The organism is Reyranella sp., assembly GCF_030651995.1.
Lineage (GTDB): Bacteria > Pseudomonadota > Alphaproteobacteria > Reyranellales > Reyranellaceae > Reyranella.
In genome coordinates, this window is the sequence record NZ_JAUSBN010000059.1 from 1 (window position 1) to 13216 (window position 13216).

The 13216-nt window shown below is 66.8% G+C and carries 10 protein-coding genes; 3 read left to right on the forward strand and 7 right to left on the reverse strand.

Features of this window, described 5'->3' with window-relative positions:
• From Q7V45_RS18335 to Q7V45_RS18365, 7 genes are all read right to left on the reverse strand, one after another.
• Nucleotides 1-659: iron-containing alcohol dehydrogenase (locus Q7V45_RS18335; protein WP_304854620.1), on the reverse strand; the 659-nt coding region annotated here is incomplete at its 3' end.
• Nucleotides 659-2023 carry a glutamine synthetase family protein gene (locus tag Q7V45_RS18340; protein ID WP_304854621.1) on the reverse strand — a complete coding sequence of 455 codons (1365 nt, stop codon included), beginning with the start codon at nucleotides 2021-2023 and terminating at the stop codon, nucleotides 659-661. The genes Q7V45_RS18340 and Q7V45_RS18335, both read right to left, overlap by 1 nt.
• 28 nt (nucleotides 2024-2051) lie before the next feature.
• Nucleotides 2052-3356, reverse strand: coding sequence for a TRAP transporter large permease (locus Q7V45_RS18345; RefSeq protein ID WP_304854623.1), 1305 nt, complete (start codon nucleotides 3354-3356; stop codon nucleotides 2052-2054).
• A 23-nt stretch (nucleotides 3357-3379) separates the two neighbouring features.
• Nucleotides 3380-3964, reverse strand: a complete 585-nt coding sequence (locus tag Q7V45_RS18350; RefSeq protein WP_304854624.1) for a TRAP transporter small permease subunit — start codon at nucleotides 3962-3964, stop codon at nucleotides 3380-3382.
• On the reverse strand, nucleotides 3961-4938 hold the full coding sequence (locus Q7V45_RS18355) for a TRAP transporter substrate-binding protein (protein ID WP_304854628.1): 978 nt from the start codon (nucleotides 4936-4938) through the stop codon (nucleotides 3961-3963). Before Q7V45_RS18355 ends, Q7V45_RS18350 begins: the two co-directional genes overlap by 4 nt.
• A gap of 89 nt (nucleotides 4939-5027) precedes the next feature.
• The gene (locus Q7V45_RS18360; RefSeq protein ID WP_304854630.1) at nucleotides 5028-6701 is read right to left on the reverse strand and encodes a hydantoinase B/oxoprolinase family protein; all 1674 of its coding nucleotides are present in this window, start codon (nucleotides 6699-6701) and stop codon (nucleotides 5028-5030) included.
• 10 nt (nucleotides 6702-6711) lie between these two features.
• A complete protein-coding gene (locus Q7V45_RS18365; protein ID WP_304854632.1) occupies nucleotides 6712-8790 on the reverse strand; it encodes a hydantoinase/oxoprolinase family protein in 2079 nt (692 codons plus the stop codon).
• A 94-nt stretch (nucleotides 8791-8884) separates the two neighbouring features.
• On the opposite strand from Q7V45_RS18365, the gene Q7V45_RS18370 reads away from it, so the two are divergent.
• The 3 genes from Q7V45_RS18370 to Q7V45_RS18380 are packed head-to-tail and all read left to right on the forward strand — an operon-like array spanning nucleotide 8885 to nucleotide 13214.
• Nucleotides 8885-10093, forward strand: a complete 1209-nt coding sequence (locus Q7V45_RS18370; RefSeq protein ID WP_304854634.1) for a cyclic nucleotide-gated ion channel — start codon at nucleotides 8885-8887, stop codon at nucleotides 10091-10093.
• Nucleotides 10090-11781, forward strand: a complete 1692-nt coding sequence (locus Q7V45_RS18375) for an FAD-dependent oxidoreductase (protein WP_304854636.1) — start codon at nucleotides 10090-10092, stop codon at nucleotides 11779-11781. Before Q7V45_RS18370 ends, Q7V45_RS18375 begins: the two co-directional genes overlap by 4 nt.
• 26 nt (nucleotides 11782-11807) lie before the next feature.
• Nucleotides 11808-13214 (forward strand): mannose-1-phosphate guanylyltransferase/mannose-6-phosphate isomerase, encoded by a 1407-nt coding sequence (locus tag Q7V45_RS18380; RefSeq protein ID WP_304854639.1) that lies wholly within the window; start codon nucleotides 11808-11810, stop codon nucleotides 13212-13214.
• Nucleotides 13215-13216: the final 2 nt, after the last annotated feature.

Consider the following 13216-nt stretch of genomic DNA (forward strand, 5'->3'; position numbering starts at 1 on the left):
GGGTGATAGCCGGGCGCGCAATAAGCCTCGAAGCAATGAATGAAGGCGTCCATACCGGTGCCGGCGGTGAGCTTGGCCGGCAGGCCGACGGTGAGTTCGGGATCGGCGATCACGATTGCCGGCATCATCTTCGGATGGAAGATCACCTTCTTGGTGTGCGTGTTCTCATCCGTAATGACCGAGGCGCGGCCGGTTTCGGAGCCGGTGCCGGCCGTGGTCGGCACGGCAATCGACGGGTAGATGCCGGCCGGATTGGCGCGCGTCCACCAGTCGCCGATGTCCTCGAAATCCCACATCGGCCGGGTCTGGCCCGCCATGAAAGCGATCGCCTTGGCGGCATCGATGCCGCTGCCGCCACCCCAGGCGATTACGCCGTCATGCTTGCCGGCACGCAGCACGCGGATGCCCGCCTCGACATTGGCGGCGATGGGGTTGGGCTTGACCTCGTTGAACACCGCCACCTCGAGGCCGGCCTTGCGGAGCGCCATCACCGCATCGGAGATCATCGGCAGCTTGGCCAGGCCCGGATCGGTCACCAGCAACGGCCGCTTGAGGCCGACGGCCTTGCAGGCCTCTGCCAGCTCCTTGATGCGGCCGGCGCCGAAGCGAATCGAGGTCGGATAATTCCAGTTGCCAACGAGCGGAGAGGACGCAGCCATCAGATGATTTCCATGTAGCGGTCGAGTTCCCAGTCGGTGATGGCCTTGCGGAACTCCCGCTCTTCCCACTCGCGTGTTGCGGAATAATGATCGACGAAGGCGTCGCCGAAGAGGTTGCGCGCCGGCTTCGAGGCCTTGAGCCGGCCGGCTGCCTCCATCAGCGTCCGCGGCAGTTGCGATTTGGCGGGGTGCTTCTTCTCGTAGGAATTGCCCGTCACGGGCTCGCCGGGATCGATGTCGTTCTCGATGCCCCACAGGCCGGAGCCGATGGCGGCGGCGATCGCCAGATAGGGATTGGCGTCGGCGGCGGCGACCCGGTATTCGACGCGGGTCGACTTGGCCGAGCCCGGGATCACGCGCAGCGAGGTGGTGCGGTTCTCGACGCCCCAGGTCGAAGCGGTCGGCGCCCAGAAACCTGGGATCAGGCGGCGGTAGGAATTGACGTTCGAGGCGACCATGCCCAGCAGCTCGGGCATCAGCGCCGCCTGGCCGCCGACGAACTGGCGCATCGTCTTGCTCATGCGGTGCGGCGCCTTCTCGTCGAAGAAGACCGGCTTGCCGCCCTTCCACAGCGACATGTGCATGTGGCCGCCGCAGCCCGGCCAGTCCTTCGACCACTTGGCCATGAAGGTGGCGAGCCAGCCGCGCTTCTGCGCCAGCACCTTGGTGAAGATCTTGAACAGGGCGGCCTTGTCGGTGGCCGCGAGCGCCTCGTCGACCCGCAGCGCCGCCTCGAGCACGCCGGCGCCGGTCTCCGTGTGCAGGCCCTCGATGCCCATGTCCATCGCCTCGCACATCGCGAGCAGGTCGCGGTACCAGTCGGACAGGACGGAGTTGCGCAGGACCGAGTAGCCGAAGAAGCCGGGCGAGATCGGCTTCAGGTTGCGATAGCCCTTCTCGCGGATCGATTCAGGCGTCTCGGCGAAGACGAAGAACTCATACTCGAACCCGACCTTGACCTCGAAGCCGAGCTTCTGCGCGCGCTCCAGCACGCGCCGCAAGGTACCGCGCGGACAGATCTCCTCCGCCTTCCCCACGAACTCGCAAAGGAAGAAGAGGTTGCCGGGCTCCGTCGCGATCTCGCGGCAGGTCTCCGGCAGGATGCGGACGTTCGCGTCGGGATAGCCCGTATGCCAGCCCGTATAGGTGACATTGTCGTAGAGCTGGTCGTTCATGTCCCAGCCCAGCACCACGTCGCAGAAGCCGAAGCCTCCCTCGAGCGCGGACCGGAACTTGTCGACGTGGATGTACTTGCCGCGCAGGATGCCATCGATGTCGTGGACGCCCACTTTCACGTGGGTGAGTCCCCGTTGCTTGACGATCTTCAGCGCGTCGGCAGCCGTCTTGACCTGTCGCGGTTCCATTCAACTCCCCTCGCTACCCCGCGGCAGACTAGCTGCTGAGATAGCGCGGAAGCCAGAGGGCAATGTCGGGAAACAGGGCGAGGAGCATGGTGAAGAAGACCATGATCGAGAGGAACGGCAAGGTCACCCGGGCGATGTAGCCCAGCCCGTCCTCGGTCAGCCCCTGGATCACGAACAGGTTGAAGCCGACCGGCGGCGTGATCTGCGCCATCTCGACGACCAGCACGAGAAAGACGCCGAACCAGATCGGATCGAAGCCGGCGGCCTTCACGATCGGCATGACGATCGGCAGGGTCATCACGATCATGCTGAAACCGTCGAGGAAGCAGCCCAGGATCAGGTAGAAGGCGATCAGGGCCACGATCAGCATGAACGACGAAAGACCGAGGCTGCTCACGAACCCGGCGACGGCAGCGGGTATCCCGAGAAAGGCCGCGGCACTTCCGAGGATCGAGGCACCCAGCACGATCAGGGCGATCATGGCACAGGTCTGCACCGAGCCGATGGCAATGGCCTTCAGCGCCGGCAGCGACAGTTCGCGCTGGATCCCGGCAACGATCAGCGCTCCGAGCACGCCCACGGCGGCGGCTTCCGACGGCGTCGCGAAGCCGCCATACATCGAGCCCAGGACGCACAGGATCAGGAAGACGGCCGGCCCCAGTTCGCGGATCGACGTCAGGAACTCCGACGCGGTGGCGATGCGCACGTTGCGCTCCGCCTCCGGCACGAGCTCCGGCTTCAGGGTCGTGTAGATCATGATCCAGGCCATGAAGCAGCCCGCCAGCAAGGCACCGGGGATGAAGCCCGCCGTAAAGAGCTTGGCGATCGAGACGTCGCCCAGCACGCCGTAGATGATCATGATGTTGGAGGGCGGGATCAGGAAACCCAGGGTCCCTGCTCCGGCGAGCGAACCCACGGCGACGTCCTTGGAATAGCCGCGCTTCAGGAGTTCGGCCAGCGAGATGCGGCCCACCACCTGGGTCGTCGCCGCGGACGAGCCCGAGATGGCGGCGAAGATGGTGCAGCCGATGACGTTCACGTGCAGCAGCCGGCCCGGCAACAGGGCCGCCCAGGGCGACAGGCCGCGGAACAGCGTCTGCGACAGCCGCGTGCGGAACAGGATCTCGCCCATGATGATGAACAGCGGCAGGGCCAGCAGTTCCTGCGTCGTCAGGATGTTCCAGGTGTACTGGGCCAGCAGCTTTTCGAGCGGGATGTCGCGGAAGATCGCCAGCAGCACCGTGCCGGTGACGGCCAGGGTCCAGCCGATCCACAGGCCGCCCGCCAGAAAGGCGAACAGCACGACGAACATGGTGAGGACGATTTCAAGCATGAGATCTCAACTCGCGCGACAGACTACTCAGCGACGGAACCGGCGCGCATGTTGAGGTCCTCGAGCGGCAGGCCGAACAGGGCCTGGAAGAACCGCGCGACGAACTGCATGACCAGCAGACAGATTCCGAACGTCACCAGCGCCTGCGGAATCCACAGCGGCGTCGCGCTGGAGATCGATACCTGGTCCGACACGTAGCTGCGCCAGGTGAAGTTCACCATCGCCACCGCGAGATAGCCGGAGAAAGCGACGCCCAGCGCGGCAAGGATCGTTTCCAGCCAACGCCGGGCCTTCGGTCCGATCCGTGCCAGGACGAGCGTGACCCGGATATGGCCGCCGGCCCGCAGGGTCATGGCGGCGCCGAAGGTGAAGGCGGCCGCCATGAGATACGAACCGTATTCCCAGGCGACGGGAATGTCGGCCGGCACCCAGGGGAAGATGTCCGAGAGCGCCCGGACGAGGACCTCCCCCAGCATCAGGCAGGTGAGCGCCACCAGGCAGGCGGCGCCCATCCAGCCGTCGAGACGGCCCAGCATGTCGATCCCGTCGAGAAAGGCGCGCAGCACCGGCGGCGCACCGGCGTTCGGATTGGGGCCGTGGCCGCTCACCCGCGCTTCATCTCGGCGAGATAGGCCTTGATCGGCTTCTCCGCCGCCGGAACGCGCTTGTAGAACTCGGCGATCATCGGCGCGGTCTTCTTCTGCAATTCAGCGGTCATCGCCGGCGGCGGAATGACCAGCTGCATGCCGCCCGCGATCAGGCGGGCGTTGCTGTCCTTGTCGGCCTGCAGCGACGACTGCCAGAACTCCGGCTCGAGCTTCTTCGCGAGCTCGACGATGATCTTCTGGTTGGCCGGCGAGATCTTCTTCCAGGTGTCGTTGTTGATGGTGACGATCTCGGACGACCAGGCATGGTTGGTCTGGTGGAAGAACTTCAGGAACTCCCAGAACTTCCCGTCCACGGCCGAGACGGACGAGGTCGACACGCCCGAGACGGCGCCCGACGACAGCGCCGCGATCGTCTCGCCCCAGGGGATGAGAGCCGGCGCCATGCCGATGGCGCTGCACATTTCCTGCGCGTTCTTGTCGGGCACGCGGATCTTGACGCTCTTGAGAGCGTCCAGCGACTCCGCCTTGATCTTGAGATGCAGGTACTGCGTCGGCCACGGCACCGTGTAGAGCATCGTCTGGTTGTTCTTCAGGAGCACCTTCTCGAACTCGGGCCGCACGTACTTGTGCAGCACCTTCAGCTCTTCGATGTTGTTGCTGATGAAGGGGATGCCCTCGATGCCGAAGATCGGCTCGTCGCCGATCTGCTGGATGTTCAGGATGTCGGCCATCGGCACGAGGCCGTCGCGCACGGCGCGCATCTGCTCCGGGCCCTTGAAGCCGAGCTGGCCGCCCGCCTTGACGTCGATCTCGACGGCGCCGTTGGTTGCCTTCTTCACTTCCTCGGCGAAGCGCTTGACGTTGACCGTATGGAAGTTTCCATCCGGCCACACCGTCGCCAGCGGCAGCTTGAGCGCCGCCTGCCCCATCACCACGGCCGGCGCACCGACCATCGCCATTGCACCCGCGCCCACGCCGGCCTTCAAGGCCGTCCTGCGTCCCAGTTTCAATGTAGCCCCCATCGTTGAAGTGACACCGTTCCCCGTATCCGGTCGCCGTCGGCCTATTCCGCAGCCTGCGGCGGCTTGTACTCGTAGACCTTCTCGGCTGTCTCCGCAGAAATCAGACCGTCGGCCAGGTCGTTGGCGACCTGCGTGCGATCACGCTCCTTCGGCGCGCCGATCCCGGCGCCTCCGGGTGTCAGGATCATCAGCCGCTCGCCCGGTGGTATGAGCTGGAAACCCTTGCCCTTCAGCGTCTGGCCGGACTTGAAGGCCACCACGCCCGCCCCGCCGTCGCCGCCGCCGTCACGGCCGCGCGCCGGATAGTCGATGCGGTCGAAGGCGGCCAGCAGGTCGAACGGCTCGTCGATGCCGCTTTCGATTTCCATGATCTGGCCGAGGCCGCCGCGCGTGCGCCCGGCGCCACCCGAATCGGGGCGGAACTCCTTGCGCCAGAACAGGAGCGGCGTCTGGGTCTCGGCGATCTCGACGGGCGTGCCGCGGACACCGCTGGGATAGGCCGTGGCCGACAGGCCGTCCTTGTCGGGACGCGCGCCGGTCCCGCCGTTGGAGGTGATGGCCATGCCGAAGCCGTAGTTGCCGCCGTCGCCGCCCTTCACCCTGCCCCGCACGTTGATGTTCCACAGGCACGAGGTCCCTTCGGCCGGAACGCGGTCGGGCACGACCTGGCGCAGGCAGCCAAACGCCACGTCGGGCAGCATCTGTCCGACGACATGACGCGAGGCCACGGCAGTCGGCTTGGGCGCGTTCAGGATGCAGCCCTCCGGGGCCGACACGGTGAGCGGCTCGAGCGAACCGGCATTGTTCGGGATGTGCGTGGACACCACGCACCCCAGGCCGAACACGGTGTAGGCCGTCGTGTAGGCATGCGGGACGTTGATGCCGCGCCGCGACACGCCGGTCGTGCCGGTGAAGTCGACATGGATGCCGGTCTCGGAGATGGTCAGCGCCGCCTTCAGGGTCACCGGCTCGTCGTAGCCGTCGACCGTCATGCTGTTGTGCCAGGTGCCCTTGGGCAGTTTGGCGATCTCCGCCAGCACCGCCTCGCGCGAGCGCGCGATCACATGGTCACCGAGTTCATCCAGCGACTCGATGCCGAACTCGTCCATCATCTCGACCAGGCGCCGGGCGCCGACGTCGTTGCAGGCGGCCAGGGAATAGACATCGCCCTCGGTGTCGACCGGCTGGCGCGTGTTGGCGCGGATCATCGCCATCAGCGTCTCGTTGGCCTTGCCCTGGTCGAACAGCTTCAGCATGGGGATGTAGAGCCCCTCCATGAACACGTCGGTCGCGTCGGGACCGAAACCGATGCCGCCGATGTCCATGAGATGGCTGGTGCAGGAGAACAGCGCCACCAGCTTGCCGTTGCGGAAGCACGGCGTGGTGATGACGAAGTCGTTGAGATGGCCGGTCCCCATCCATGGATCGTTGGTGATGTAGGCATCACCCGGCTTCATCGTCTCGATCGGGAAGTAGCGCAGGAAATGCTTCACCGACTCGGCCATCGAGTTCACATGGCCCGGCGTGCCGGTCACCGCCTGGGCGAGCATGCGCCCCTGCAGGTCGAAGACGCCGGCGGAGAGATCGCCGCACTCGCGCACGATCGGGCTGAAGGCGGTGCGCATCAGGGTCTGCGCCTGCTCCTCCACCACCGCGATCAGACGGTGCCACATGATCTGGAGATCGATCAGGCCGACGCTGTTGGACTGGCTCATGGGTTACTCCTCACGCTGCCTTGCGATTCATGACGATACAGCCGGAGGCATCGATATGCGCGGCAAAACTGGCCGAAACATAGGTCGACGTCTCGTCCTCGGCGACGATGGCCGGGCCGCTGAAGACGCTGCCCGGCGGCAGCTTCTCGCGGCGATAGACTGGCACGTCGGTGGTCTTTCCACTGCGTCCGTCGAACACCGGCCGGCGGCCGACCGGCTCGGGCGCCGGCGCGCTGCCGGCCCCGCCCTGCACCTCGGGCCGCTTGGACTCGGTCGAGACCTGGACTGACCAGCTCAGGATCTCGATCGCGGCATTGGGGATATGCCGTTCGAACAGCACGCCGTAATCGCGCTCGTAAGCCTCGCGCAGGGCTGCCGTGTCGGCCGCGGTCAGCGGCCGCTGCGGCAGGGTCACCATGATCTCGTGGCCCTGGCCGACATAGCGCATGAAGGCGACGCGCCGCTCGAAGGTCGGCTGGCCGCGCGCGCCCGGCGCCACCAGCGCCGTCGCCTCGCGGCTCATCTCGTCCAGCATCTCGCTGGCCGCCTCCCCGTCGAACGCGTCGAGGCGCATGTAGCGGCTGCGCACCAGCTCGAACGACACCGGTGCGGCGAGGAACCCGACCGCGGACCCCACGCCGGCATTGGGCGGAACGATCACGCGCTGAACGCCGATCTTCTCGGCGACGCGCGCAGCATGGAGCGGCGCGCCACCGCCGAAGGCGATCAGCGTGTATTGGTTGACCACGGAGCCGCGTTCGACGGCATGGACGCGCGCCGCGCTCGCCATGTTCTCCGACACCATCTCATAGACGGCGTAGGCCCCCATCTCCGTGGAGAGGCCGATGCCCTCGGCCACGTCGCGCTCGATGGCGCCGCGCGCCGCATCGATGTCGAGGGCGATCGAGCCGCCGGCGAAATGAGCCGGGTCGATCGTCCCCAGGACGACATTGGCGTCGGTGACGGCCGGATGCCGGCCGCCGCGCCCGTAACAGGCAGGACCGGGCTCGGCGCCGGCGCTCTCGGGGCCGACCGTGACGCGTTTGAGGGCATCCAGTCGGGCAATCGAGCCGCCGCCTGCGCCGATCTCGACCATCTCGATCACCGGGATGCGGACGGGCAGGCCGGAGCCTTTGAGGAAGCGGGCGGCACGGTCGACTTCGAACAGGCGGGCGGTGTGGGGCTGGTAGTCGTCGATCAGGCAGATCTTGGCGGTGGTCCCCCCCATGTCATAGCTCAGCGCGCGCGACTCGCCGGCACGCGCCGCCACCTGCGCCGCGAAGATCGCGCCGCCGGCCGGGCCGGATTCGACCAGCCGGACCGGGAAGCGCCGCGCCGTCTCGATCGCGGTGAGTCCGCCGCCGGAGGTCACGAGATAGATCGTCCCGGTGAACTTCTCGGCGGCGAGCGCCGTCTGCATGCGGGCCAGATAGGAGTCCATGAGGGGCTGCACGTAGGCATTGGCCACCGCGGTCGACGTCCGCTCGTACTCTCGGACCTCGGGGCAGACCTCGCTCGACAACGTCACCCAGAGGTCGGGCAACTCCGCCTTCAGTATCTCGCGGACCCGCCGCTCATGGGCCGGGTTCACATAGGAGTGCATGAAGGCCACGGCGACGCTTTCGATTCCCTCGGCCTTGAGCCTCCCGGCCAGGGTCCGCACCGCGCCTTCGTCCAGGGCCAGGCGAACCTTGCCATGGACGTCCAGGCGTTCGGGGATCGTGAACCGCATCGCACGTGCGACGAGAGGCCTGGGCTTCTCGATGCTGAGATCGTACTGGTCGTAGCGGCTCTCGTTGGCGATATCGAGGACGTCGCGAAAGCCCTCCGTGGCGATCAGCGCCGTGCGCGCACCGCGTCGCTCGATCACGGCATTGGTGGCCAGCGTGGTTCCATGGACGAAGACGCCGACGTCGCCGAACCCCTTGCCGGCATCGCCCAGGATGAGACGCACTCCTTCGAGGACGGCCTCCTCGGGTCGCTGCGGTGTCGTCAGCAGCTTGCGGGTGATCCGACGGACTCCCTCTTCCAACACGACGTCCGTGAACGTGCCGCCGATGTCGACGGCAATGCGCAAATCGTTGATCACCTTGAGTGCAAACCTCTGTCTGGGGGGATGGCCTGACGGTAGACCGGGCGCCGCCGCGTTGCAATTCGCAGGCCAGCCCGCCTATGGTCGCTCCGTGACGGTCAAAGAAAAGACGCTCCGGGCGCAGATGTTCGACCTGCTGCGCCCCAACGACCCGATGCCGGGGGCCCGCCGCTGGCGGAAAGCCCATCTGGTCGTCCTCGGCATAGGACTGCTCGCCGTCATCCTGCTGTCGATCGATGAAATGCCGCCCTCGCAGCGGGGGATCCTGCGCGGCGCGATCTGGTGTGTGACTTTCCTTTTCCTCGTCGAATACATCGCCCGGCTCTGGGTGGCGCCCGAGCTGCCGCACATGGCCGACACGACTCCCCTGACGGCGCGGCTGCGCTGGGCCGCCAGCCTGCCCGGCCTGATCGGATTGCTCGCGATCATGCCCGCCATCATGCTGGCAGGCGGTTACAACATTGTCGGGACAGATGCTGCTTCCGTTTTCTGCATCCTCTGGATCCTGAAGCTGGGGCTTCACGCGCCGGCTTTCGGCACACTGGCGCGTGTGATCTCCAACGAGCGCGCGCCCATCACCAGCGTGCTGATCGTGTTCGCGATCCTGCTGATGTCGGCAGCCACCGGCGCCCACATCGTCGAGCGCGACGGACAGCCGCAGCAGTTCGGCACCCTGCCCAACGCGATGTGGTGGGCGGTGGTCACCCTGACGACGACCGGCTACGGCGACGTCGTGCCGCTCACGGCCATCGGCCGCATCATCGGCTCGCTGCTGATGATCAGCGGTATCGCGGTGCTGGCGCTGATGACCGGCGTGCTCGCCACCGGCTTCGCCCAGGAAGAAAGGCGTCGCGAGTACCTCCGGGTCTGGGATCAGGTCTCACGGGTCCCGATCTTCGCGTCGCTGGGGGTGGTGACGCTCTCGGAGATCGTTGGCAAGCTGCGCACCCGCTATTATCCGGCGCGGGTTCTGGTGCTTCGGCGCGGCGATCCCGGCGATTCGATGTTCTTCATTTCCAATGGCGAGGTCGAGGTGCGCCTGCCGACCGGCGGCACCGTTCGGCTGAGCGATGGAGCGTTCTTCGGCGAGATGTCGTTGCTCAACCGTCAGCCGCGCGCCGCCTCGATCGCCACGACCATGCCGACGACCCTTCTGGTGCTGTACGCCAGCGACTTCTACGAAATCGCCTCGCACATCCCGGCCCTGGCCGAGGCGGTGGAGAACGAGGCGCGGCGTCGGCGTGAGGAGAATCTCGAGCGTCAGTCCGGAAGTTCGTCGCACGGCGGGGAGAAACCATGATCGAAACAGACCTGCTGGTCGTCGGGTCGGGAGCCGCGGGCTTCTCGGCGGCCCTGACGGCCTCTCATGCCGGACTGAGCGTGCTCATGGTCGAGAAGGAGAAGCTGTTCGGCGGCACCACCGCCTACTCGGCCGGCGTCATCTGGATTCCCGGCAACCGGCACGGCCGCGCGCTCGGCATCGCCGACTCGAAGGAGGAGGCGCTCACCTACCTGCAGCACGAAGCAGGCAACCGTCTGAACCTCGAACTGGCCAACGCCTTTCTCGACAACTGCAATCCCGCCGTCGAGTTCATCGAAAACAACACGCACGTCCAATACGAGGCCGTGCCGATCTGGGCCGACTATCATCCGACCAAGCCCGGCGCCGCCCAGGGCGGACGTTCGCTGCTGCCCCTGCCGTTCGACGGACGGCGACTCGGCAAGCGTTTCAACCAGCTGCGGGCGCCGCTGCGGACCATGATGGCGTTCGGCGGCATGATGCTCGGCCGCAACGACCTGCCCCATGTCTTCAAGATGACGCGGTCTGCGCGCTCCGCGCTCCATGTCGCAGGCATGACGGCGCGCTATGCGATCGACCGGCTGAACCATGATCGCGGGACCCGTCTCACCAACGGCAATGGCCTCATTGCCGCGCTCGCCCTCTCGGCCGAGGAACGCGGCATCGAGCTCTGGCTCGAGAGCCCGGTCGTCGAACTGATGCAAAGCGACGGTGTCGTCACCGGGGCGATCGTGCAACGCGACGGCAAGCGTCAGGAGATCCGTGCGCGCCGTGGTGTCGTGCTGGCTTGCGGTGGCTTTCCGGCCGACGACGAACTCAAGAGCCGCTACTATGGCCATGTGCGCGACGGCCATTTCCATCGCTCGGCGCCACCGCCGGGCAATCGCGGCGACGGGATCCGGCTGGGCCAGTCGGCCGGCGGCGCGATGGCCGAGGACGTTGCCTATCCCGCAGCCTGGGTTCCGGTCTCGCTGGTCCCCCAGCCGGACGGATCGACCCTGCCGTTCCCGCATTTCTACGAGCGCGGCAAGCCCGGCTATATCGCCGTCGATCCGACCGGCCGGCGCTTTGCGAACGAATCGGCCTCCTATCACGACTTCGTGCCAGCCATGGTCGAGGCGTGCCGCGGCCGCAACGAGACGAGTGCCTGGCTGCTCTGCGACCACCGGGCCATCCGGCGCTACGGCATGGGCGCCATCGGCCCGGCGCCCCTGCCGCTCGGGCCTCATATCCGCAATGGCTACCTGCTGACGGCGGGAAGCTGGGCGGAGCTCGCCGGCAAGATCGGTGTCGATTCAGTCGCCCTGCAGTCCACGATTGACGGCTTCAATGTGCATGCCGCCCGCGGCGAGGACCCCGATTTCGGCAAGGGGACGGATGCCTACCATCGCTTCAACGGCGATCCCACGCACCGCCCCAACCCCTGCCTCGCCCCGCTCGAACAGGGGCCGTTCTACGCCATGAAAATGGTTCCGGGGGACATCGGCACCTTCCTTGGCCTGCGTGTGGACGGCCATGCCCGGGTGCTCGACGCCCGTGGGACGGCCATTCGGGGCCTCTACGCCGCCGGAAACGACATGACCAGCGTCATGGGCGGCACCTATCCTGGCGCCGGCATCACCATTGGCCCGGCCCTCACCTTCGGCTATATCGCGGCCCGGCACGCGGCCGCGGAAGCCGCCCGCTAGGCCCCTCAGGCAACGAAAGCTTCGAAATGTCGCTCATAACGCCCGTTATCCTCGTCGGCGGCTCCGGCAAGCGCCTGTGGCCGCTGTCGCGCGAGAGCATGCCCAAGCAGTTCGTGCCCCTGCTGGGCAAGCAGTCGACCTTCCAGCAGACGCTGCTGCGCGTGGCCGACCGCAGCCTGTTCGCCAAGCCCGTGATCGCGACCAACGACGCCTACCGGTTCATGTGCGAGAGCCAGGCGCGCGAGATCGGCGTCGAGATCGACATTCTGGTCGAGCCGTCGCGCCGCGATTCAGGCCCTGCCATGGCCGCCGCCGCCGCCTACACGCGGGACCTCGGCGCCAAGGCCGTGCTGGCGCTCGCCTCCGACCATCTCGTGATCGGCGCCGAGGAGTTCCTCGCCGGCTGCCGCGAGGGCCTCGCGGCCGTGGAGAAAGGCGGCATCGTCACCTTCGGCATCCCGCCGACGGAACCCAAGACCGACTACGGCTATATCCGTCCCGGTACCGAGAGGATCGGCCCGGTGATGAAGGTCGCGGCCTTCGTCGAGAAGCCCAATGCCCAGACGGCGATGAAATACATTGCCGAGGGCCTGCTGTGGAACAGCGGCAATTTCCTGTTCCCGCCCGAGCTCCTTCTGTCGGAGATGGCGCGCTTCGAACCGGAGATGGCGGCCGCCGCCGAGGAGGCCGTGGCCAAGGCGAGGATGACCGGCTCCACAGTGTTCCTCGACGCCGAGGCCTTCGGCAGGGCGCCGGCCAAGTCGATCGACTATGCCGTAATGGAACGCACCGACAAATGCTGGGTGGTGCCGGCCCGCTTCCGCTGGTCCGACCTTGGCACGTGGGACGCGTTGCTCGATGTCGGCCACGCCGACAGCGCCGGCAACGTCACCGAAGGTCCAGTGGAAATCGACCGGGTGCGCAATTCCTACATCCGCTCCGATGGCCCGCTGACCGCGGTGATCGGCGTCGAGGACGTCGTCGTGGTGTCGATGAACGACGCCGTGCTGGTCGGCCATCGCGACAACCTCCCGCGCCTGAAGGACGTCGTGCAGCGCATGTCCGACGGCAAGCACCGGGCCGCGACCGAGCATGCGGTGATGCATCGCCCGTGGGGCAGCTACCAGGACATCGACCGCGGCGAGCGCTTCCGCGCCAAGCGGCTGACGGTGAAGCCGGGCGCCAAGCTCAGCCTGCAGAGCCACAGCCGTCGCGCCGAGCACTGGGTCGTGGTGAAGGGCATCGCCGAGGTCACGCTCGACGGCAAGGTCATGACCCTGCGCGAGAACGAATCGACCTACATTCCGATCGGCGGCGTCCACCGCCTCGCCAACCCCGGCAAGGAGCTGCTGGAAGTGGTCGAGGTGCAGACCGGCGACTATGTCGAGGAAGACGATATCGTCCGCTACGAGGACATTTACGCGCGGGTTTGAGC